The following is a 22,190-nucleotide window of genomic DNA, read 5'->3' as shown; positions in this document are numbered from 1 at the left end:
ATTGATCTTGCTAATGATGCTTTCAATGGTTTCCGTTTTATTGTTCAGGAGCATTTCAAATATAGTTTTATTTGAGGCAGCATCTTTATTAAAAGCATCAATGTAAAACTTTGGTTCGTCGCGTTCGTAAACAATCCATTTACCATAAACAAAGTCTCCTAAATGAATATGTTTAACAAGCCCTGTTACCGTAAAATATGTAACTAATCTGTACAGAATATGTTAATTTAATTCCCCTCAACGCCCTTAAGGAAACCGAGGGATTAGTCCAACTTCAAAACTGCCATAAATGCCGACTGTGGTATTTCAACGTTACCTACCTGGCGCATGCGTTTTTTACCTTGTTTCTGTTTTTCCAACAACTTGCGTTTACGGGAAATATCACCACCATAACATTTGGCGGTTACATCCTTACGTAAGGCTTTTACGGTTTCGCGGGCAATGATCTTGGCACCGATAGATGCCTGGATAATGATTTCAAACTGCTGACGTGGCAAAAGTTCTTTTAGCTTTTCGCAGATCTTTTTACCAAAATCGTATGAGTTACCGCGGAAGATCAGGGATGAAAGTGCATCAACAGGTTCGCTGTTTAAGCGGATATCAAGTTTTACTAAATCTGACTGGCGATAACCTATCTGATGATAATCAAACGAAGCATAGCCTTTAGAAATGGTTTTCAGTTTATCATAAAAGTCAAATACGATCTCGCCCATAGGCATCTCGAAGATCAGTTCAACACGCTCGGATGTAAGGTATGACTGGTTTACGATAGTACCACGTTTTTGAATACAAAGCGACATTACCGGGCCAACAAATTCCGATTTGGTAATGATGGTAGCTTTAATATAAGGCTCTTCTACAAAGTCAATTTTGCTTGGATCAGGAAGATCGGAGGGGTTGTTTACCGTAAACGAATCACCCTTGGTGGTATGAGCCAGATATGATACGTTGGGAACGGTAGTGATCACCGTCATGTTAAACTCTCGCTCCAAACGCTCCTGGATGATTTCCATATGCAGCATGCCCAGGAAACCGCAACGGAAACCAAAGCCTAAAGCCGCAGATGATTCCGGTTCAAAAACCAGCGATGCATCATTGAGCTGTAATTTAGCCATTGACTCACGAAGTTCTTCATAGTCTTCAGTATCAACAGGGTAAATACCGGCAAATACCATTGGTTTTACTTCTTCGAAACCCTGGATCCCGACTTCGCAGGGACGGTCGACATGGGTAATGGTGTCACCAACTTTAACCTCTTTTGCTTCTTTGATACCGGATATGATATAACCTACATCGCCGGTTTTGATCACATCTTTAGCCAGGGGCCGAAGTTTCAGTGTACCAACCTCGTCGGCAAGATATTGCTTTTCAGTAGCTACGAATTTTACTTTATCGCCTTTGCGGATCTCGCCGTTTACAACTTTAAAATAAGCTATAATACCGCGGAACGAGTTAAAAACCGAATCAAAGATCAGGGCTTGCAGCGGAGCTTTAGGATCACCTACCGGAGCAGGTACACGTTCGACAATAGCGCGAAGAATATCATGTACACCCATACCGGTTTTACCCGATGCAGCAAGGATCTCTTCACGTTTGCATCCTATAAGATCAACTATCTGGTCCTTAACTTCCTCTGGCATAGCGCCCGGAAGGTCCATTTTATTCAGGATCGGGATAATTTCCAGGTCGTTCTCTAAAGCCAGATAGAGGTTTGAAATGGTTTGCGCCTGGATACCCTGTGCAGCGTCAACTATTAATAATGCACCTTCACAGGCAGCAATTGAACGTGATACTTCATATGAAAAATCCACGTGACCGGGGGTATCGATCAGGTTGAGCACGTATTTTTGTCCGTCAAGCACATAATCCATCTGTATGGCATGGCTTTTTATGGTAATACCGCGCTCGCGTTCCAGATCCATATCGTCAAGCAGTTGTGCCTGCGATTCGCGCTGGGTAATGGTGTTAGTATACTCTAATAACCTGTCGGCGAGGGTGCTTTTGCCGTGGTCGATGTGTGCTATGATACAAAAATTACGAATGTGCTCCATTGAACCGCAAAAATAGCGTTTTAAACCGATAATTTGTATCGGCTAATAAATTAACTATTTTGAAAGTTTAATTTAAATAATATCCTAACAAAATGGCTATATCTGCTGGTGTAATAAATGATATTGAGGGTAAGTTAAACACTCATATTAAGAATGTAAGCCCGGTAGGCGGGGGTGATATTAATCAAGCCTGTCACCTACAAACCGCGTTAGGTAATTTCTTTATAAAAATAAATAGCCTGCATAAATTTCCGGGTATGTTTAAAAGTGAGGAGAGGGGTTTAGCTATTATCCGTAAAACAAATACAACAGCTGTACCCGAGGTTGTTTTACAGGGCGATACCGGTGATGAAAGCTATCTTATACTGCAATGGATTGAAGCAGGGCGCTGTGACATTATATCATCTAAAAAATTGGGCAGGCAGCTTGCGTCCATGCATTATTACACTGCTGCACAATTTGGGTTTGACGCAGATAATTATATGGGTTCGCTCCATCAATGCAACAAACAGCACAACAGCTGGGCCCAGCTGTTTATTGAAGAAAGATTGCAGCCGATGGTTAAAATGGCCGTAGATAAAAGAGAACTTACCCCAACCGATATGTATCGGTTTGACGAACTCTATAAAAGACTTCCGGATCTGTTTACAGAAGAACCACCCGCGTTACTGCATGGCGACCTTTGGAGAGGAAATTACTTGGTTGATACCAATGGCAAACCTTACCTGATCGATCCGGCGGTTAGTTATGGCAATCGCGAGTTTGATATTGCGATGACCACGCTTTTCGGTGGTTTTGACCGAGCTTTTTATGAGGCTTATAACCAGGAATTTCCGTTACAGCCTGGCTGGCAACAGCGTCTTAAACTTTGGAACCTTTATCCGCTGCTGGTTCACGTAAACCTTTTTGGCGGTGTGTACGCTAAACAGGTGAGGGTGAGTCTTTCGGCATTTATTTAGTTTGTGCCCTGTACAAATATTGGTGTTTCGGTTACTTTAACAATAAGTTTCCCGTTAACTGTTTTTAGTGTTGTTTTAACAACATTATCGGCACCTGTTTTTAGTGTATAAACATTTGCTTTAGCTGTACCAAGGTTAAGTGTATATGTACCTGTACGTGCCTGATAATCAGGAATGGTTAATACGTACATGCTTTGTAAACCTAATGAATACTTATCAACCAAAGGGTCGGTATTAATGGTGCCTGAGTAGGTATAGTTACCTATTAATTTTGATGTTTGCAATATAAAATCGGCAGCTGGCCTGCGTTTGCCATTTTCGGCTAAACCAGATGTAGCATATTGAACAGCAGCATTAGGAGCATCGTCAAAAAGCTGGTAATAAAATACACGTTGTATACCATGCCTGATGTAAAGGAGCGAAGTTCTTAAAATCCAATCTGCCTGTGTGTTTTTCGATGTCTTTTGCCCTACATCTAAAGCTCTCTGATAGCTTCCCTTGTTTATATCGTAGCCGGATTCGGTTACCCAAACAGGGATTGGTTTAACAAAAGAATTTGCATACTGAACAAACGAATCAGCAATTTGTCCCGCCATCGACAATTCCGGCGGCAGGCCAAACGTGGCAGACTGATGTGTTAAAATATCACCGTTATTGTTGTAATAGTGGTAGTTAATAATGTCAAAACAAAGATTGATACTGCCGTCGGCCCTGTAACCACGGTTGATGCGGCACCACTCTACCATTTTCTTTACAAAATTTACGTCGGCCGTAGCTAATCCGCCCATTACCACTTTCATATTAGGATCAGCATTTTTTACACCGGCATTTTTTCCTAACTTCCCTTTGTTGCCATCATAAAAGGCCGACATGTTAGCTGCATATTCTTCAGCGGTTTGTTGTGTTGCCAATCCTTTCCACCATTTATCGCGCTCATTATCACACTCTACGTAGGTAATAAGGCCCTTGCCCACTTTTACCCAGTTAGGCTGGTCATTTGCCCATCTTATGCTGGTATCAACTTTTATCAATACCCTGTTAATATTAGTATTATAGCCATACCTGGCGGCAAACTGAAAGGCCATGTGCGCCTGGTCAATATAGCTTGCCGGATCAGCCTTGCTTAAACCATAAATAAGCGGCGCATTTTCAAGATCCCGCATATTATTAGGATAACTATCCACCAACCACGGCGGACAATTTTTTATATCCGCCAAAACCACTATACCTTCCTGCTTGCAACGGCTGTAAATGAGATCATAGTTCCAGCTGCCTTCATGAGTTGGGTTGAAGGTATAGTTGCCTTTAGTACTTTCCATCCGGGCCCAGCCTAAATAATGCCTTACCGCACTAAATGACTTGATAAGGTTCATGTTGGTTTCGTAAATGGCTCCTTTTTGCTTCGGATTGGCGGGATCCTGCAAGAAGTTCCATTCATACGCGTTTATGCCAAACATGTTTTTAAGCTGAATACTTGAAGAGGTAGCCGAAATTGTGTGAATAGATCTGGTAGTTGTAATGCCTTCTGAGCTTTTTTGCGGCTGGCAGCGATTAAATGAAAAAGTAAATAACGATAACATAAACAGTATTTTATGGTTGATTAACAGTTTCATTCTTTGAGTGGTTTTTAGCGGGTAAACTACAATTAAATCCGGGCCGACAAAAGACTTCTCCGATAAATTCCATCGTTTGCAAACAACAACCGGCTAACTTTTTGTGAAGGCTTTCCAATAAAATTTAACTTATTATAAACAGGGATAATTTAGGTTTTAACGAATGGGCTGCCGCGCAGGTTACGATTTATTGTTGTTGTAAAGGTGAAATGCTGTTCGGCTCGTTCAGGACGGGACCGTGCAAATAAAAAGCCCGGAACACGCCGGGCTTTAAAATATAAGTTTTAAGGTTTATTTCACTCTTACATAAGTTTCAATGATCTCATGATCAACCTTAAGGCTGTCTATCTTCTCAACTCCTTTTTGAGTTAGGGTGTCATTTTTCATAGTGAGCTTAAATTTGAAATCCCTGTTTTCCCAATCGCGGGCATCGCAATAAGCCAGGTGCTCGGTATAATCATCGCCGGATAGGGTATAAGTGCCCGCGCCCGATGAATAAACCGGTTTGGCAGTTTTGCCGTGTACCAGGTCATGCGTAAAGAAGGCGAAGTTAGTGGCGTTAAACATTTTAAACATTTCCTGGTCTTTAGGAGGGGTGGTTACGGTAGTGTCACCCTTCGTGATACTTTTGCTCGATATCAGGTGCCACGTTCCATCAAGCTTACCAGTTGGTTCGGCTGTTTCTGTAGTTGCCTTTGGCGGGTTACCGCATGAGCATAGGGCAAGCAGTAAAAAAGATGCTAAGTAATAGGTTTTCATGGTGTTAATAAAGGTTATTGAGATACAATAATAGCATAAAAAAAGCATCAGCTATCATATTTGCTAATGCTTTTTAAAATAATTTCAAAAGTTTACTTTACTCGCCGCGTTTTAGGCCAAACTTTTCAATTTTACTGTATAGGTGGCTGCGTTGGATATCAATATCATCGGCAGTTTTCGAAACATTCCAGTTGTTTTTTTCCAGTTTAAATTTGATATACTCGCGTTCGGCATAGTCCTTATATTCCTGGAAGTTATTGAACTGATCAAAATCTGTTTGCGGGGCAGGAGAGGCTGCGCCATCGGTGCCAACTGCTGCTGGTGCAGACGGGTTTGCAAATGCCCTCACATCGTTATCTGTGATAATTTTATCACTCAGAATGATCAAGCGCTCAACCATATTGCGGAGTTCACGGATATTACCGGTCCATGGCAGGGTTTTAAGGGCCTCAAGTGCAGCGTCAGAGATCTTTTTGACAGGCATGCCATATTCATTGCAAATCTCATCCAAAAAGCTTTGAGTTAACAGCGGGATGTCGTCTTTGCGTTCAATAAGCGGTGGTACGTGGATCAATATTACACTTAGGCGGTGGTACAAGTCCATACGGAAATTACCGGCTTCAATTTCTTTAAGCAAGTCCTTGTTTGTTGCCGCCACTACACGTACATCAACGTCAATTTCCTTTTCGCCGCCTACGCGCGTAATCTTATTTTCCTGTAATGCACGCAAAACTTTAGCCTGGGCCGACTGGCTCATGTCGCCTATCTCATCCAAAAATAGCGTTCCCCCATTTGCCGATTCAAACTTGCCAATACGTTGTTTGATAGCGGATGTAAATGAGCCTTTTTCGTGGCCAAATAACTCGCTCTCAATTAATTCTGACGGGATTGCAGCACAGTTTACCTCAATAATAGGTGCACTTGAGCGGTTTGATTTTTCGTGCAACCAACGCGCAACCAGCTCTTTACCACTGCCATTGGCACCCGTAACCAATACGCGGGCATCGGTGGGGGCCACCCGGTCAATAGTTTCTTTTATTTTGAGGATAGCCTGTGATTCGCCTAAAATCGAGCGTACTTTTGATACTTTACGTTTAAGTACCTTAGCTTCAACAACAAGGCTTCCCCTATCAAGCGCGTTACGAACGGTAATAAGCAGGCGGTTAAGGTCAGGTGGTTTTGAAATAAAGTCAAACGCGCCTTTTTTACTGGCTTCTACAGCGGTTTCAACTGTGCCATGGCCCGATATCATAATAAAAGGAAGATCGGGTTTAATAGCAAGGCCTTCGGTAAGAACCTCCATACCATCCATGCGGTTCATTTTAATGTCGCACAGTACCAGGTCATAGTCTTTTTTTTCAATTAACTGAAGGCCGTCAACCCCGTTATCTACATCTTCTACCTCGTAATCTTCATACTCTAAAATCTCGCGAAGCGTATTACGAATAGACCGTTCATCATCAATTATTAAAATTTTAGCCATGTTTTATAATTATGTACCGATATGTAATTGTTGTTTGCTAATATATGGGTTTGTATAGAAAAATAAACACTTTTAATGTGCTATAAAGGTTTAAGGGGGCTAAATGTTTGCAGGGTTGTAAAATTTATTAAAAATAAATTGATGCAAATAAAAAAACCCCTCGCTTTACAGCAAGGGGTTTATACAGCAGCAAACCTATAAGCCGGGTTCTGTTTTGCCTCGTTAAAGGCAACTTCTATCATTTATCTGGCCCTGTTATCACTAACAGGTTTAAACAACCTACCCATCCTAACGATTAGCCCTGGGGCTAATACGGGAGCGAGCAACTCCGCTTTCAGGACCTATTTGGTTTTTCAACTCCTGAGGTTTACCGTCATAACCAGTCACCCGGTTACGCCGTGAGCTCTTACCTCACGTTTTCACCCTTACCCGCCTAAGCGGGCGGTATTTTCTCTGTGGCACTTGCTGTCGCCGGCTGCCGGCGCCTTCCCGTTAGGAAGCAGGATGCTCTGTGTTGCCCGGACTTTCCTCCGCCAAACAAGCTGGCAGCGATAGAACGTTTTGCAGTTGTAAAGGTACGGAAATTAGTTTATAGATGGGAGTTCATAGTTGGTAGTTCATGGATCATAGTAAGATTACGTTGATGTTTATTTGCCATGAGCCATGATCTATGTACTAAAAAACTATTGACAATTTTTCAAATCATTCTGAACCTGTTGCAATGTAACAGTTCCCATTTTATTACCAAAGGAATTGGTAATGTAAGTAAGTACTTTGGCGATCTCTATAGGAGAAATATCATCTGCCTGCATTTCATCATCAAATGGACGGTCTGCTACTGTAATTTTGCCTTTAAGGCCATTCTTGATGATGCAGGCAAGTTTTCTCCTATTATTTTTCAAATAAGTTGAATCTGTTAATGGAGGAATAAGTGCCGATAAACCTTGTCCTTTATCGCCATGGCAATTTTGACAATGCTGCTGGTAAACAAGGCTCCCGCCCGAGTAATAACGCTTAAACTCAATTTGGTCATCGCTTTGGCATGATGCGCCAATTACAACTAACAAAATGGCTATGATGCCTGTTACCTTTAATTTCATTTGGCGGCAATTTGGTCAGGTTCGGCTTTCAGGGTTTTGATATCGGCAATCAGTTTGGTTACTTCTGCCGGATCTGTTCCTTCGTAAGTACCGCGAAGGCGTTTCTGTTTATCTATTAAAATAAAGAAGCCATCATGAATGTATTCGCCTTTGGGATTTTTTTCGGATACACTTTGCAGGTAGCTTTTGGCAATTTTATAAGTATCACCTTTTTCACCATGCAGTAACCACCAGGTATTGCCTGCAATCCCTAATTTATCCGCATAGCGTTTTAATACAGGCACGGTATCATATTTGGGATCGATGGTATGCGAAATGATCCTGAAGTTATCATCATCCTTAAACTCCTTGTATACATTAAGCATATTTCGGTGCATCACCGGGCAAATGGAGGGGCAGGTGGTGAAAAAAAAATCGGCTACGTAAATTTTACCATCCAGGTTTTTCTGGGTAATTGTATCGGCGTATTGGTTTACAAACTTAAAAGGCGGAATGGTTGCATATTCCGTATCTGTTACAGCTTTGCCATCAACTGTTTTAGTTACCGGTGTTTTGTATCCTAATATTGGTAAAGCAGACTTAGTATTTGATTTGCAGGCATTAACAAGAGTTATTATAATAATGCCTATCCACAGGTGTTTCATTATTTTGCCGGTATTTGGGTTATATATTTAGTTGAACCAGCTACAGCTATGGTTATCTGTGTATCTATTTTGCTGATGAGCTTTTTTTGGGCTTCGAGGTAGTCCATGATCTCCTGGTGGGATTTGCCCTTATTTTCCGCATCAAACTTATGCATCCAGTCGCTCATGGCATTATCGGCATCATCCACCAGTTTTAAATACACTTTTGCTGTGTCTTTATTGATATTTGGGGCATTGTTTTTAACAAGGCTATCCAGCAGCATCTTATTTTTCATCAATTGCTCGTCATTGGCCATTACTTTATCATGTACGGCAATTACCTGGTTCAAAAGATCTTTTTCCTGTTTTTTAGTGTCGGTACAACCTAATAGTAAGGCAATACCCACGGCTGCGAATAGATGTTTTTTCATGGTTTCTGATGCGTGATAAAACTTGGCAAATATGCTAAATGTTTAGCTGTTTAACACTCTTAAATAATAACTATAGTCTGTAACAGGTAAAGTTTTTGTACCCGCAAACTTTAGCTGTTGCCCAATTTGGGCCCTGGTATGTGTACCATGGTTAAGAACCTGCGTAATAATATCGCCAAGTTGGTTTTCAAAATAGTCGCCGGTAAAGCTATGATACGGAATTACCTTATTCAGATCTTCCTCATTGATTTCGTTTAAAAATGCGACCCATGCTTCATAACACTCAGGTACCTGTTTTTTACATTGCTCAATTGTAACATTTTCGGGCCATGAGTTTGGTATGGAAGGAGGGATCAACTTACACCTTTCAAGCCAGGCCTGCTCGGCAGCGAGTAAGTGCCCCATCAGTTTAAGGGTTGTAGTGGGCGAACCGCCCGTCTCAACGGCCTGAATAAGCTGTTGATTGGCAAAAACATTATAATTAAACATTTTCAAAAAGTATGTTTTCATAGTGTTCGTAAATTATGGCTAATGTATTAAAGCAATTTTGTATATTGGTAAAAATGCTGGTTAACAATTAAATAACATAGTTGTCACATTCAGCAAACATCTGCTTGTTACCTTTATTTTATAGCTAAAACACAAAGGTTATGAAATTCATTATTAATATCTCTAAACTGCTGATTAATTTCCGTCAGTGGATGATGCTTAAAAGTATGCGTTCATCGTTCATACATTAAGTTATCACTTATAATTTTTCATTTATAAATATAATTGCACTTTTGAGCTTTTGTAGCTCAAATTAATGGAACTTACTGACCGGGAAATACATTTAAGCAAAGATCTTTTTGGTAACGACTTTGAATGGGGCGTTTCAACTGCCGCTTTTCAGGTAGAAGGATCTCATGATGCCGATGGAAAAGGACTATCTGTGTGGGATGTTTTTACCACAAAAAAAGGAAAGATCCTGAATGGAGACCATGCACAAACCGCTTGCGATTTTTATAATTTGTATAAGCGTGATATCGACCTCATAAAAGAACTTAATATTCCCAATTTTCGTTTTTCTATATCCTGGACCCGTATCTTGCCCGAAGGCACCGGGAAAATCAACCAGCCTGGTATTGATTATTACAATAGGGTAATTAACTATTGCCTTAAACAGGGTATTGAGCCCTGGGTAACTGTTTATCACTGGGATTTGCCTCACATACTTGAGGTTAACGGAGGCTGGACAAACCGTGAATCCATAACCTGGTTTAGCGAGTTTATTACCATTTGTGCTCAAAGCTTTGGCGATAGGGTAAAGCACTGGATGGTGATGAACGAACCTGTAGTATTTACTGGGGCCGGTTATTTTTTTGGTATTCACGCGCCGGGCCGTAGCGGTATGAAAAACTTTGTGCCCGCCATACATCACGTTACTATGAGTATAGCTGAAGGGGGAAGGATTTTACGAAAATTACTGCCACCGACTTCACAGATAGGAACAACATTTTCATGTTCGCAGATTGAGCCTTATTCAAGTAAACCAAGGGATATAGCCGCTGCCGTTCGTGCCGACGCGCTGATCAATCGTTTGTACATAGAGCCTTTACTGGGGATGGGCTATCCGATCGATGACCTTCCTGCACTTAAGGACCTCAAAAAGTATTTTTATCCCGGCGACGAGGATAAGCTGCGTTTCGATTTTGATTTTATTGGTATCCAGAATTACACCCGCGAAATTGTAAAATATTCGTTTTTTACACCCTACATCCATGCAAGCATGGTCAAAGCCGAGAATAGAGGCGTAGAGCTCACCGCTATGCGCTGGGAGGTTTACCCGCCATCTATTTATCATATGATCAAAAAATATGATGCCTATCCCAATGTTAAAAAGATCATCATTACAGAAAACGGGGCGGCATTTCCTGACGAAGTAACAGACGGTGAAGTAAACGACCCGCAAAGGCTGAAATATCTGAAAGACAATTTAGCGCAGGTATTAAAAGCGAAGAATGAAGGCCATAAAATTCAGGGTTATTTTGTGTGGACCCTCACCGATAATTTTGAATGGGCCGAAGGCTATCATCCGCGTTTTGGATTGGTTCATGTTGATCATGTAACCCAGCAGCGTACTGTGAAAGCTTCGGGTAAATGGTATGCTGAATTTTTGAAGTAGGCCCTTAGTTTTTTGGCAAAGTGAAATTAAATGATGTGCCATTTTCGGTATCACTTTCAAACCAGATCCGGCCGTCATGATCTTCAATAATTTGCTTACAAATGGAAAGCCCGAGGCCAAATGATTTTTCGCCCGCAGTTCCGGGGCGTTTTGCATCTGTAAACATGTTAAACACCTGGTTTTTTAGCTTTTCGGGAATCCCTATACCGTGATCTTTTACAGAAACCTGGATTTCGTTTTCCAAATCAATGGCCATAACTAAAATAGCCGATCCTTCCGGACTGAATTTAATAGCATTACTGATGAGATTACTGATCACCCGCCATATTTTTTCACGGCTAATGTAAATTTCGAGTGGTGAATTTAACAGGAAGGTATTGATAATCTGCTGTTTTTCAGCGGCTTTAAAACGCATTAACTCAACGCTGTTGCTTAATAAGGAATTAACTTCAACGGCTTCTTTATGTAATATAGCCGAAGCAGATTCGGTGGCTTCCAGAATTTCATTGATCAGTTCAATGGAGTTAAATGAAGTTTCCCGGATAATATTTAGCAGCTCTTTTTGTTCGTCGCTGTAATTTTCCTCTGTCATTACACTGGTAAGCGAGGCTATTCCGCCTATAGGGTTGCGCAGGTCATGTGCAACAGTGCGTAAAATCCGGTCCTTTTCCTGGTTATTGAGGTTTAAATCATGGAGAGCATTTTCAAGATGGTGATTTTGATGGTTTATCTGGCTGTTAAGGCTTCCAAGTGTTTTAATGTTCTTTTTTGATTTTTGCCAGTTTAAAAATACAAGGGAAATGATAATAATAAGCATCAGAGCAAAAACAACAGTTACCCTCAGATAGATATGTTGCAATTCATTGTTTTTCTTAAGGTTATTAAACTCATTATCTTTTTCAAGGCTTTTAACCTGTTCTGCAACGTCGGCTTCTTTTAGTTTTTTGTTTTCATTTGCTATGATGTCCTTAAGCTCGTCATATTGCTTATAATGCGCCATAGCTTGCTGATGATCATTTTGCTTCTCGAAATAATTTGACATCAATAAGTGCCAGTTTTGTTTTGTTTCCGGACTTTGAACACTATCAAACTGGAGACTGATAACATTGAGGAGATTTAATAAAGAGTCATTTAAGTTTTGACGATCATATATAGATGCAAGCTTCAATTCGGAGTGTTGAGCGTCACTATTATCGTTTCCTTTGCGCAGATTGATAGCTACACTTTTTCTAAGCAGGCTTTTAGCCTTGTTATAATCTTTTTGCCTGATACTTATATCAGCCATGTTACCGTATACAACGCCCTTGGATACTTCCCCCATTTGGGGCCTGTCTTTAAACCTTGCAGTATTATCATTAATGTAATCAAGGGCCTTGTTGTAAAAATACATAGCACTATCATTCATCAACATTTTACTGTAGCTTAAGCCTATATTATTCAATAATTCCTGCCTGCGATAAAAATAATTGAAATTCCCTTCGCATAACCTGGTTTCATCATAGCTTTCCTTAAAATATTCTGCGGCCCGACTGTAATGTTCCTGCTTATACAGGATCATGCCCATGCGATAGCTATAATCACCCATAGTACATTCGTCAAGGTTATTATTGGCAATTACTTTCCCTTCGTAAAAATAACCGTAAGCTTCGTTGTAACGATGTTCGTCAAATAACACGTCTCCTTTGGCAAGATGAGCCTGTCCATATTCACTGGTAAATTTTAGCTTCTTCTCCGGCGTGTCGAAAACATTGAGCATACTGTCGGCGTACAGCAAAGCCATTTTTCGATCGGCCTTTATATGCGAAGCATAATTGTAAATAAAATAATAATAATTATAAACCTGTTTAAAGCTAAGGTTGCTTGAATGACGGAAGGCTGAATCAAGATAATTTACGGCTGCTTTATGGTGCCCATTATCATACATTATAGTTGCAGCGTCAACAGCCTTATTATATGCTGAAGACGAAAGAAAGCCCTTTGGCTGTTGGCCGCACGAAGTGATTATCAGCAAAAAGCAAATAAAAAGCAAAAAACCTTGCATATTACCGGATAGCCATATTTGCCTGAAGCTTTTGTATATAAACATCAATATTAAATTATGCGAGGTTTAGAGTTGATTGTAAAACAAGGGTAATCTATAAAAAAATTAAAAATGACCGGGTTGTTTTACCAATATTTTTTTATCTATTATCATGCGTTCAAAATAAACTGGTTTGGAATAACTGATGTACTAAGATGCCTGGGCCGGAAGATAGACGTAAAAACTTGAACCATTATTTGATTCACTTTTTAGCCAGATCCTGCCGCTATGTTTTTCAACTATTTGACGGCAGATGGAAAGGCCAAGGCCAAATGATTTTTCGCCGTCAGTGCCGGGCCGTTTAGCTTCGGTGAACATATTAAATACCTGTTGCTGTAATTTATCAGGAATACCTATACCATAATCTTTTACGCATATTTCAACACCTTGGTGTTTTTGGTTTACAATTACATAAATAACGGCACCTTTGGGGCTAAACTTTATGGCGTTACTAATCAGGTTGCTGATAACCCGCCATATTTTTTCCCTGTTTATCAATATTTCAGTGGGTGCATCCAATAAGCTAAGCATGATATCCTGGTCTTTTTCGGCTGCTTTAAACCGCAGCAGATCAACACTCTTATTAATGAGGCTGTTAATTTCAACCCATTCTTTATTAAAAGTCATATTGGCAGTATTGGCCGCTTCTAAAATTTCATTAATGAGTTCGAGGGAATTATAGGAAGTTTCTTTTATAAGGTTGATCAGGTCTGTTTGTTCTTCATCACGTGCATCATCAACCATTGAGGCCGATAACGACGCTATTCCTCCGAGCGGATTGCGGAGGTCATGTGCTACAGCCCGTAGAATTCGGTCTTTTTCCCGGCTCCCCCGGTTTACTTCTTCAAGTGTGTTTTCTAATTCCGTTTTTTGCAGCTTAATTTGGTCATTTAGTGTTTTTATAGCTACGATGTCTCTTTTTGACCTTTTAAGGTTACGAAAAACAAGGAAGATAATGATCACTGCCATCACTGAAAAAAGCACAGCAAGGTAAATGTATATCAATTGCAGTTTATTGTGGCTTTTAAGGTCTTCTATCTGATTTTCTTTATCAAAATTGGCCTGTTGTTGATTAATATCCGTCCGTTTTAACGATGAAGTCCTTTTTGTTGCCGAATCTTTTAATGATGAATAGTTTTTTAAATACAACAAGCTATTCTGGTAATCTTTTTTTTGCAGGTAATAAGTACTCATTAACCCATTCCAGTTGGTTTCAGCATCATCGTTTTTGATAGTATCGAGCTGGGTGCGCAGGTTTTTCAGCAGTTCAAAAAGGTCGTTTGGTTTATTGGTTATTAAATATAGCCGGGCAAGTTTTATTTCGGTTAATTCGGCATCGCGGTTGTCATAACCTTGTTTTAAATTAATAGCGATACTTTTTTTCAGTAATTCGTGTGCCTGGTTATAATTATGGGTTAATAAAGCCAGATCGCCCTGGTTGCCGTATACCACGCCCCTTGCAACTTCAAGCAGGTTTGCCCTTTCGGAAAACCTTGAACTATTTTCATTGATATAAACAAGCGCTTTATTTAAATAAAAGATTGAGCTGTCAATGTCGCCACTGTTTTTATAGCTCTCGCCAATATTATCCAAAAGCTCCTGCCGTTGATAAAAGGCCTTAAAATCATCAGTATAGGCATAGCTTTGCCTGTAGCTGATCTTGAAATAATTGGCCGCTTCTCTAAAATGCCCCTGTTTAAACATGATCATCCCCATCCGGTAGGTGTATTCGGCCAGGATGGCATCGTCGATGGCGTTTTTGCCGATAGAGTAACCTTTGTAAAAATACCTGTAAGCCTGATCGTACCTTACCAGGGCCGAATAGGCATCGCCGGTAGCGAAATCGGCTTCGGCAGTTAATTTAATATGCTGATCCGGGGTAACACTTTCGGTAGCCACAGCACACATAGTGTCAGCATAAAGGATGGCTTTTTTGGGGTCATGCAGTCCTTTTAAATTGTAAAGAAAATGGAAGGCATAAAAACGGAACTTGTCGCTTACAAACGGGTATTTTATTGTTCTGTAAGCCGAGTCAAGGTACTGAATACCCTTATGCGGCTGAGCTCTTTCGCCATTATACAGGTTTACCGTATCAAATATTGTTTTAAACTGCCTGGAGTAATCGCCTGTATCATTGATGCTATTTGCACAGGAATTAAATATCAATAGAAAAGCAAGGGCCAGCCAAATTAAATGGTTGACCAGCAGTTTGTTTAAACTAACTGGGCTATCAGGGGTTGACAACATTAAGTGGTTACACAACAAATATAACGCTCATAATTATAATGAGCAATATTTATGCGCATGAATAACACCGGCGCTGCTAAAAGTCAAAGTATATCGATTATCTATTACTTAAAAGCATCGAGTCCGGTAACATCCATACCGGTAATAAGCAGGTGGATATCATGCGTACCTTCATACGTTATTACTGATTCAAGGTTCATCATGTGCCGCATAATAGGATACTCGCCGGTAATGCCCATACCGCCGAGCATTTGCCGGGCTTCACGGGCTATAGTAATGGCCGTTTCAACGCTGTTTCGCTTAGCCATTGATATTTGGGCAGGAGTAGCCCTGTTTTCGTTTTTAAGTACCCCAAGGCGCCAAACTAACAACTGTCCTTTGGTAATTTCAGTTATCATTTCGGCCAGTTTTTTTTGCTGAAGCTGAAACCCGGCTATCGGCCGGCCAAACTGCTCACGTTCTTTGGTGTAACGGAGGGCTGTGTCGTAACAATCCATCGCAGCGCCTAATGCACCCCAGGCAATGCCATAACGTGCCTGGTTTAAACAACCCAGCGGGCCTTTTATACCGGCTACATTAGGCAGCAGGTTCTCTTTTGGGATTTTAACATGATCAAAAACAAGCTCACCAGTTGCCGATGCCCTTAACGACCATTTATTATGAGTGGTAGGTGTAGTGAAACCTTCCATGCCGCGCTCAACTATCAGCCCGCGAATTTTACCAGCTTCATCCTTGGCCCAAACAACTGCAATATCAGCAAAAGGCGAATTGGAGATCCACATTTTAGCGCCATTAAGGATATAATGGTCGCCGGAATCTTTAATGTTGGTGGTCATGCCACCAGGGTTTGAGCCATGATCGGGCTCGGTAAGCCCAAAGCATCCCATTAATTCACCACTCGCCAGCTTAGGCAGATATTTTTTACGCTGTTCTTCACTGCCGTAGGCATAAATAGGATACATCACGAGCGAACCCTGAACCGATGCTGTTGAACGGATGCCCGAATCGCCCCGCTCTAATTCCTGCATGATAATGCCATAAGCAGTATAATCTAAGCCCGCTCCGCCATATTCTACCGGTATGGTAGGCCCAAAAGCGCCTATTTCGGCAAGCCCTTTTAACAGTTGCGAAGGGAATTCAGCTTTTTGAGCGTACTCTTCAATAATGGGGCTCAATTCCTTCTTCACCCAATCACGAACTGATGAGCGGATCAACTTATGCTCATCGGTTAGTAACTCATCTAATAAATAATAATCGGGGGCTTCGTACAGATCTGTTTTGGCCATAATATTATAGTTGGTGGGCAAATATAAAGCATTTATCGCCGGTAAAAGCAAGTCGAAAAGGCCGTTTTTTGATGCGTGAAGCCACTTTATGGTAAAAAGCAGGTTTAAACGGTTTAAAGCATGTTTTTGATTGCAAAATATTTTCTGAGGTGCCGGAAATCAGCTGAAATAAAAATATTTTGAAAAGTCTTTCTATAGAGAATGAGATTTAGAGAGGGCTTTTTTTTATTTTTGGCCATGATCAATATAGCCTTGCAGGGCGCGGAGTTTTTCGCGTACCACGGATTTTATCCCGAAGAACAAAAAATAGGTTGCCGCTTTTTAGTTGATGTGAATGTTGGTTTTGTGCCTCCCGGCGATTTGCTGGAAGATAATCTAAGCAAAACTGTTGATTATGAACGTGTGTATATTATAACATGCGAAGAGATGAAACAACCACGTAAATTGATTGAAACCGTTGGCCAGGCAATTATCGATCGTGTAAAAAAGAAATACCCGTTTGTTGAAAGTATTGAGGTTACCATTAAAAAACTTACTCCGCCCTTAAGCGGTAAGGTAGCGCATTCGGCTGTTATTATAAATTACAAGAAATCCTGATCATGGAATTCAATAAAATATCGGCTCAAATATTAGAGGCCATAACCGCAATTGTTGGCACCGGTAATGTTTTAACCGGCCGAGAAAGCCTCGAAAAGTACAGCCATGACGAAACCGAAGACCTTGTTTATTATCCGGAAGTGGTAGCCCGACCGCAAAGCCCCGAAGAGGTTGCTGCATTGTTGAAAATCTGTAACGAAAACCTGGTCCCGGTAACACCGCGTGGAGCAGGTACTGGTTTAAGCGGTGGCGCCCTGCCGGCTAATGGCGGTTTGCTGATAGCCATGGAGCGTTTTAATAAAATCCTTGAAATTGATGAACAAAACCTGCAGGCCACCGTAGAGCCCGGCGTTATAACCGAAGAGTTCATGAACGCAGTGGCTGCAAAAGGCTTATTATACCCTGTTGACCCGGCCAGTAAAGGCAGCTGCTTTATTGGAGGCAACGTATCCCATGGTTCAGGCGGGCCGCGGGTTGTTAAATACGGTACCATCAGGGAGTATGTGCTGAACTTACAGGTTGTTTTAACATCGGGCGAGATCATATGGACGGGTGCAAATACCCTTAAATATGCATCGGGTTATAATTTAACCCAATTGATAATTGGTTCGGAGGGCACTCTTGGTATTGTTACCAAAATTGTGGTAAAGCTTATTCCTGCTCCAACTTTAGATGCTTTGATGCTGGCCTCATTTCCAACCAATGAAATGGCTTGCGCAGCTGTTTCGGCTATATTCAGGGCAGGGATCATCCCGTCTGCACTGGAGTTTATGGAGCGAAGAGGAGTGGAGTGGGTTAAGGAGCATGATGATATTGCTTTTGATTTGCAGGATGGTATTGAAGCGTTCTTATTGATTGAAGTAGATGGTACCAACCAGGACGTGATTTTTACCGATTGTGAAAAAATAAATGTAGTACTTGAAGAGTTTGACTGCCGCGACGTGTTGTTTGCCGATTCTACTGCCCAGAAAGAGGAGCTTTGGCGTTTAAGGCGTACCATGGCAGTATCGGTGAAATCAAACTCGGTTTATAAAGAGGAAGATACCGTTGTACCTCGCGCTACACTGCCGCAGTTGATTAAAGGAATAAAAGAAACCGGGGCCAAATATGGCTTTGAATCAGTTTGTTATGGCCACGCCGGTGATGGAAACCTGCATGTAAATATCATTAAAGCCAACATGAGCGATGAAGACTGGAATAATAAGCTCAAATCCGGCATCCAGGAGATATTTGAATTAACTGTATTGCTTGGCGGCACCTTGTCGGGTGAGCACGGAATTGGCCTGGTGCAAAAAGAGTTTATGCCAATAAAATATTCGGAAATGCATTTTGCGTTGTGGAAAGGAATAAAGCACGTGTTTGATCCTAAAGGAATTTTGAACCCGGGAAAGATATTTTAGATTTCAGATGTGCAGATTATGGATGTGCAGATTTCAGGTGCGTAAATGTTTGAATTAGATATGTAGCTCCATCTGCATATTTGAAATCTGCACAATACACGCTTCATCTGCACATTTGAAATTTGCACATCAATTCGTATTCAGAATTAACCTCGGTTCGTCATAATTGATCATCCTGTGCCGTTCGGGCGATGGAATAGAAACAGATTTATTGGCCGAGTAATCGTAGCTGATACAAACCGTTTTGCCGGTTGTTACAATTTCTTCGCCATTGGGGGTTATTTTTACCAATACATGCATCATATCAAAACTGCTGTTGCCTATGCGGATGGTACGTACATAGCAGGCAATATTATCCTGAACAGTAATAGGCTTAAGATAGTTGATCTCCGACCGGCCCAGGATAATGCCGGTATTGCTCCAGTCCCAGTTGATAATTTCCTTCCAATAACCAATCCGGGCTATTTCAAAATAAGTAAGATATACAGCGTTGTTTACGTGTCCAAATGAATCGATATCCGAAAAGCGGATAGGGATAAGGGTTTTATATTTATAATCTGTAAGTTTTTCAGCCATTTTCAGTCATTTTGTCTGCCTAAAATATTTAATAGTGACTTTTTGTCGTTTGATATAGGCGGTTTTGCTGTTGGTACAGCAGTTGATCAATAGGTTACGAAGTTAACAAAAACAAAACTTTAGGAGGATATAAAAATGACATTAGTAAAATTTAACAACGGCCTTAAAAACACTTCAGCTAACCCATTTTTTAGCGATGTATTTGATTCACTGATCAATGATTCATTTTTAAGTGATAAACTGATTGCCCGTGTGCCTGCAGTTAACATCGCAGAAACCGAAAATGAGTTTCATGTTGAACTGGCTGTACCTGGCTTAAAGAAAGAAGATTTTAAAATCAATCTCGACAAAAATGTATTAAGTGTAGCTGCAGAAAAGAAAGCCGAAAATGTTGAAGAAGGTAAAAAATTCAGCAAACGTGAATATAGCTACAATTCATTTGTAAGGTCATTCACATTACCTGAAAGTGCCGATCAGTCAAAAATTGAAGCAGATTATACCGATGGTATCCTGAAGCTCACCGTAGCAAAAAGAGAAGAAGCTAAATTTCAAACAAGAGAAATAGCTGTGAAATAATTAAAGACTGTTTTCATAAAGTAGTTAGTTTGGTTTGAAGGCCGCCCTGTTATGGGGCGGTTTTTTTTTGCAAAATAACCAAGCTATGGTTGTAAGATATTTTAATTGATTTTTTAGTAATTAAATTAAACAAAGACCATCCAAAGAGATGACCGTAGATTGTATCTCCCGTTTGATTAACTAAGGATAATCTAATGGTCGGAATATGGCGTCAGGGCAATGTCTTAGGATAGGTAGCCCTGTTAATAAAAGAATGATTTGGTTAGGAATATCCTTGATTTGGTTTAAACGGTGCAGATCGTGACACAGACCTTTGTTCTACTAAAAACATTAAGCAAATGGAAAGTCAAGATCATAATCAACTGATCGCGCTGATAACGGGCGCTAATCAGGGTGTAGGGAATGAAATTGCTAAAGCGCTTGCCGCTAACGGCTATATTGTTTATTTGGGCTCCCGTAGCCTGGAGAACGGCGAAAAGGCAGCCGCCGAGATTGGTAATAATGCAAAAGCAGTACAGCTGGATGTCACACAGCAGGAAAGTATCAATGCGGCGGTAGCTAAAATAGCCAGTGAATATGGACGCCTGGACCTGCTAGTGAATAACGCAGGTATCTCTCACGCAGGAACATCTCCCAAAAAACCGGAAGAGTTAATGGCCACCGGCCGTGCCATTAACGTATCGCTGGATGAAGTACGTACTGTTTGGGAAACCAACGTTTTCAGTGTGATCGCTGTAACCCAGAAGGCGTTGCCCTTACTGCGAAAATCGGCAGCAGCACGCATCGTTAACGTATCCAGCGGCCTTGGCTCCCTTACCTGGATCTCCGATCCGGAATGCTGGGCACGTGAACATTTCGGCATCGTCTACGCTGCATCTAAGACTGCTTTAAATGCGGTAACCCTGGCTTTCGCCTTAGAGCTGGAGAAAGAGGGGATCAAGGTAAACGCGACCAGCCCAGGTTATACAGCTACTGCGCTCAATAACTTCCAGGGAACAGATAGCCTGGAGGTGGGTTCGCGTGAGCCAGTACGCGTCGCACTCGAAACAGATGGCCCGACAGGTGGATTTACCGGTCCGGAAGGAAAACTGCCCTGGTAATTCGATTAATCGCTATTACCTGGCACTTAAATGACCGGCGGCTGAGGCAGTTGCCGGTCATATTAAGTAATTTTAGCTATGAAAATAGAAAAGCCTAAAATCGCTAAAGTAGAATCGATTAAAGAGGTTCACCGTATGCTGGATCTCCCAGGGCCTAAGCATCCGTTGATTACCTTGTTTGATACACGCGACGAACGGATGAATTTAAGCTGCTTACCGGTCAGTTACGTGACCTCTTTGTACAAGATATCCTTTATTGAAAAGCTGGGCGGCAAGTTTAGATACGGGCAGGGCTATTATGATTTTGACGAAGGCAGTATGGTATTCACCGCACCTAACCAGGTGGTTGGCAGTACAGCCGTATATAAAGGAAATGAAGGTTATTCGTTGATCTTTCATCAGGATTTTTTGCAAGGTTTTCCCTTAGCTGCCAAGATCAGGCAGTATGGTTTTTTCTCATATTCATCAAACGAAGCGCTTCACCTTTCTGAACAGGAAAGAAAGACCATTTCATCCATTTTTAAGATCATTGAAGAAGAGTTGAACAGCCGCATCGACGATTTCAGCCAGGAAGTGGTCATTGCGCAGATCGAATTGCTTTTGACGTACGCCAAACGCTTTTACAAACGTCAGTTCCTGACGAGACAGGCCGCCACCAGCGACCTGCTTCAGCAGTTCGAAGCGGCACTCAATAATTATTTCCAAAAAGAAATGCCAACAAAAAAGGGGCTGCCCACTGTTCAGCACCTGGCGGATCGATTAAACTACACACCAAATTACCTGAGTGATCTGTTGCGTTCGCTCACCGGACTTAGCGCACAGCAGCACATCCAGGAGCAACTGATCGAGAGATCTAAAGAATTACTTGCGACCTCCACATTAAGCATTAGCCAAGTCGCTTATCGATTGGGATTCGGGCATCCGCAATCGTTTAGCCGCCTTTTTAAGACCAAAACGCAGCTATCGCCTGCTCAATTCAAATCTTCATTGAATTGATTAAACTTACTTTCTGTTAGCGGATGGGGCCAGCGCCCAAAACCTTTGTATGGGAATAAATGAAGACAAGGGTTTAATGACATCTATTTTTTCACAGGCAGACTTAAAAGCTGGCAAGCGCCACAGACAGGGTAGAGATTGGATATTCT

General features: G+C 41.3%; 19 protein-coding genes and 1 other RNA gene. 7 read left to right on the top strand and 13 right to left on the bottom strand.

The genetic code is table 11. From position 1 onward, the window contains the following. Window positions 1-263 precede the first annotated feature (263 nt). The gene (gene lepA / locus ABIC84_RS05065) at window positions 264-2,051 is read right to left on the bottom strand and encodes a translation elongation factor 4 (protein ID WP_091163934.1); all 1,788 of its coding nucleotides are present in this window, start codon (window positions 2,049-2,051) and stop codon (window positions 264-266) included. A gap of 92 nt (window positions 2,052-2,143) precedes the next feature. On the opposite strand from lepA, the gene ABIC84_RS05060 reads away from it, so the two are divergent. Beyond that, complete coding sequence (locus ABIC84_RS05060) at window positions 2,144-3,010, top strand: fructosamine kinase family protein (RefSeq protein WP_429262856.1); 867 nt, start codon at window positions 2,144-2,146, stop codon at window positions 3,008-3,010. Here ABIC84_RS05060 and ABIC84_RS05055 read toward each other — a convergent pair. The 8 genes from ABIC84_RS05055 to ABIC84_RS05020 all read right to left on the bottom strand — a co-directional run bounded on the left by ABIC84_RS05055 (window position 3,007) and on the right by ABIC84_RS05020 (window position 9,529). After that, window positions 3,007-4,623 (bottom strand): hypothetical protein, encoded by a 1,617-nt coding sequence (locus ABIC84_RS05055; protein ID WP_429262855.1) that lies wholly within the window; start codon window positions 4,621-4,623, stop codon window positions 3,007-3,009. The genes ABIC84_RS05060 and ABIC84_RS05055 overlap by 4 nt on opposite strands. 291 nt (window positions 4,624-4,914) lie before the next feature. After that, window positions 4,915-5,382 carry a hypothetical protein gene (locus ABIC84_RS05050; RefSeq protein WP_426588373.1) on the bottom strand — a complete coding sequence of 156 codons (468 nt, stop codon included), beginning with the start codon at window positions 5,380-5,382 and terminating at the stop codon, window positions 4,915-4,917. 97 nt (window positions 5,383-5,479) lie between these two features. Further along, the gene (locus tag ABIC84_RS05045) at window positions 5,480-6,865 is read right to left on the bottom strand and encodes a sigma-54-dependent transcriptional regulator (protein ID WP_429262854.1); all 1,386 of its coding nucleotides are present in this window, start codon (window positions 6,863-6,865) and stop codon (window positions 5,480-5,482) included. Window positions 6,866-7,047: 182 nt separating this feature from the next. Then, window positions 7,048-7,433, bottom strand: an RNA gene (gene rnpB, locus ABIC84_RS05040) — RNase P RNA component class A. Window positions 7,434-7,548: 115 nt separating this feature from the next. After that, on the bottom strand, window positions 7,549-7,965 hold the full coding sequence (locus ABIC84_RS05035) for a c-type cytochrome (RefSeq protein WP_429262853.1): 417 nt from the start codon (window positions 7,963-7,965) through the stop codon (window positions 7,549-7,551). After that, on the bottom strand, window positions 7,962-8,609 hold the full coding sequence (locus tag ABIC84_RS05030; protein WP_429262852.1) for an SCO family protein: 648 nt from the start codon (window positions 8,607-8,609) through the stop codon (window positions 7,962-7,964). The genes ABIC84_RS05035 and ABIC84_RS05030 overlap by 4 nt, the downstream gene beginning before the upstream one ends. Continuing rightward, entirely contained in the window at window positions 8,609-9,019 is a 411-nt protein-coding gene (locus tag ABIC84_RS05025) for a hypothetical protein (protein ID WP_429262851.1), read from the bottom strand. The genes ABIC84_RS05030 and ABIC84_RS05025 overlap by 1 nt, the downstream gene beginning before the upstream one ends. Before the next feature lie 42 nt (window positions 9,020-9,061). Beyond that, window positions 9,062-9,529 (bottom strand): DinB family protein, encoded by a 468-nt coding sequence (locus ABIC84_RS05020; protein WP_429262850.1) that lies wholly within the window; start codon window positions 9,527-9,529, stop codon window positions 9,062-9,064. Between the two features lie 295 nt (window positions 9,530-9,824). Between ABIC84_RS05020 and ABIC84_RS05015 the strand changes: the two genes are divergently transcribed. Then, window positions 9,825-11,183, top strand: coding sequence for a GH1 family beta-glucosidase (locus tag ABIC84_RS05015; protein WP_426588361.1), 1,359 nt, complete (start codon window positions 9,825-9,827; stop codon window positions 11,181-11,183). Window positions 11,184-11,187: 4 nt separating this feature from the next. Here the strand turns inward: ABIC84_RS05015 and ABIC84_RS05010 are convergent, their stop codons facing one another. From ABIC84_RS05010 to ABIC84_RS05000, 3 genes are all read right to left on the bottom strand, one after another. After that, window positions 11,188-13,269, bottom strand: coding sequence for a tetratricopeptide repeat-containing sensor histidine kinase (locus ABIC84_RS05010; protein WP_429262849.1), 2,082 nt, complete (start codon window positions 13,267-13,269; stop codon window positions 11,188-11,190). 144 nt (window positions 13,270-13,413) lie between these two features. Then, entirely contained in the window at window positions 13,414-15,510 is a 2,097-nt protein-coding gene (locus ABIC84_RS05005) for a tetratricopeptide repeat-containing sensor histidine kinase (RefSeq protein ID WP_429262848.1), read from the bottom strand. A 104-nt stretch (window positions 15,511-15,614) separates the two neighbouring features. Continuing rightward, window positions 15,615-16,796 (bottom strand): acyl-CoA dehydrogenase family protein, encoded by a 1,182-nt coding sequence (locus tag ABIC84_RS05000; protein ID WP_426588355.1) that lies wholly within the window; start codon window positions 16,794-16,796, stop codon window positions 15,615-15,617. 201 nt (window positions 16,797-16,997) lie between these two features. On the opposite strand from ABIC84_RS05000, the gene folB reads away from it, so the two are divergent. Beyond that, window positions 16,998-17,393 (top strand): dihydroneopterin aldolase, encoded by a 396-nt coding sequence (gene folB, locus ABIC84_RS04995; RefSeq protein WP_426588353.1) that lies wholly within the window; start codon window positions 16,998-17,000, stop codon window positions 17,391-17,393. Window positions 17,394-17,395: 2 nt separating this feature from the next. Beyond that, window positions 17,396-18,793 carry an FAD-binding oxidoreductase gene (locus ABIC84_RS04990; protein WP_429262847.1) on the top strand — a complete coding sequence of 466 codons (1,398 nt, stop codon included), beginning with the start codon at window positions 17,396-17,398 and terminating at the stop codon, window positions 18,791-18,793. Window positions 18,794-18,922: 129 nt separating this feature from the next. Here the strand turns inward: ABIC84_RS04990 and ABIC84_RS04985 are convergent, their stop codons facing one another. Further along, entirely contained in the window at window positions 18,923-19,369 is a 447-nt protein-coding gene (locus ABIC84_RS04985) for an acyl-CoA thioesterase (protein WP_090525969.1), read from the bottom strand. 135 nt (window positions 19,370-19,504) lie between these two features. Here ABIC84_RS04985 and ABIC84_RS04980 point away from each other — a divergent pair, with 135 nt between their 5' ends. The 3 genes from ABIC84_RS04980 (at window position 19,505) to ABIC84_RS04970 (ending at window position 22,041) form a co-directional block, all read left to right on the top strand. After that, window positions 19,505-19,945: an Hsp20/alpha crystallin family protein gene (locus ABIC84_RS04980; protein WP_090525968.1), complete on the top strand. Its 441-nt coding sequence runs from the start codon at window positions 19,505-19,507 to the stop codon at window positions 19,943-19,945. 338 nt (window positions 19,946-20,283) lie between these two features. After that, entirely contained in the window at window positions 20,284-21,045 is a 762-nt protein-coding gene (locus ABIC84_RS04975; protein WP_429262846.1) for an SDR family NAD(P)-dependent oxidoreductase, read from the top strand. Window positions 21,046-21,123: 78 nt separating this feature from the next. Beyond that, a complete protein-coding gene (locus tag ABIC84_RS04970) occupies window positions 21,124-22,041 on the top strand; it encodes a helix-turn-helix domain-containing protein (protein WP_429262845.1) in 918 nt (305 codons plus the stop codon). The last annotated feature ends 149 nt before the right edge of the window (window positions 22,042-22,190 follow it).

The sequence above is a fragment of the Mucilaginibacter sp. 3215 genome (assembly GCF_050433785.1).
In the GTDB taxonomy this organism is placed as follows: Bacteria; Bacteroidota; Bacteroidia; order Sphingobacteriales; family Sphingobacteriaceae; genus Mucilaginibacter.
The sequence above is the reverse complement of the archived record's forward strand: the minus strand, read 5'-3'. Positions and strand labels throughout refer to the sequence as shown.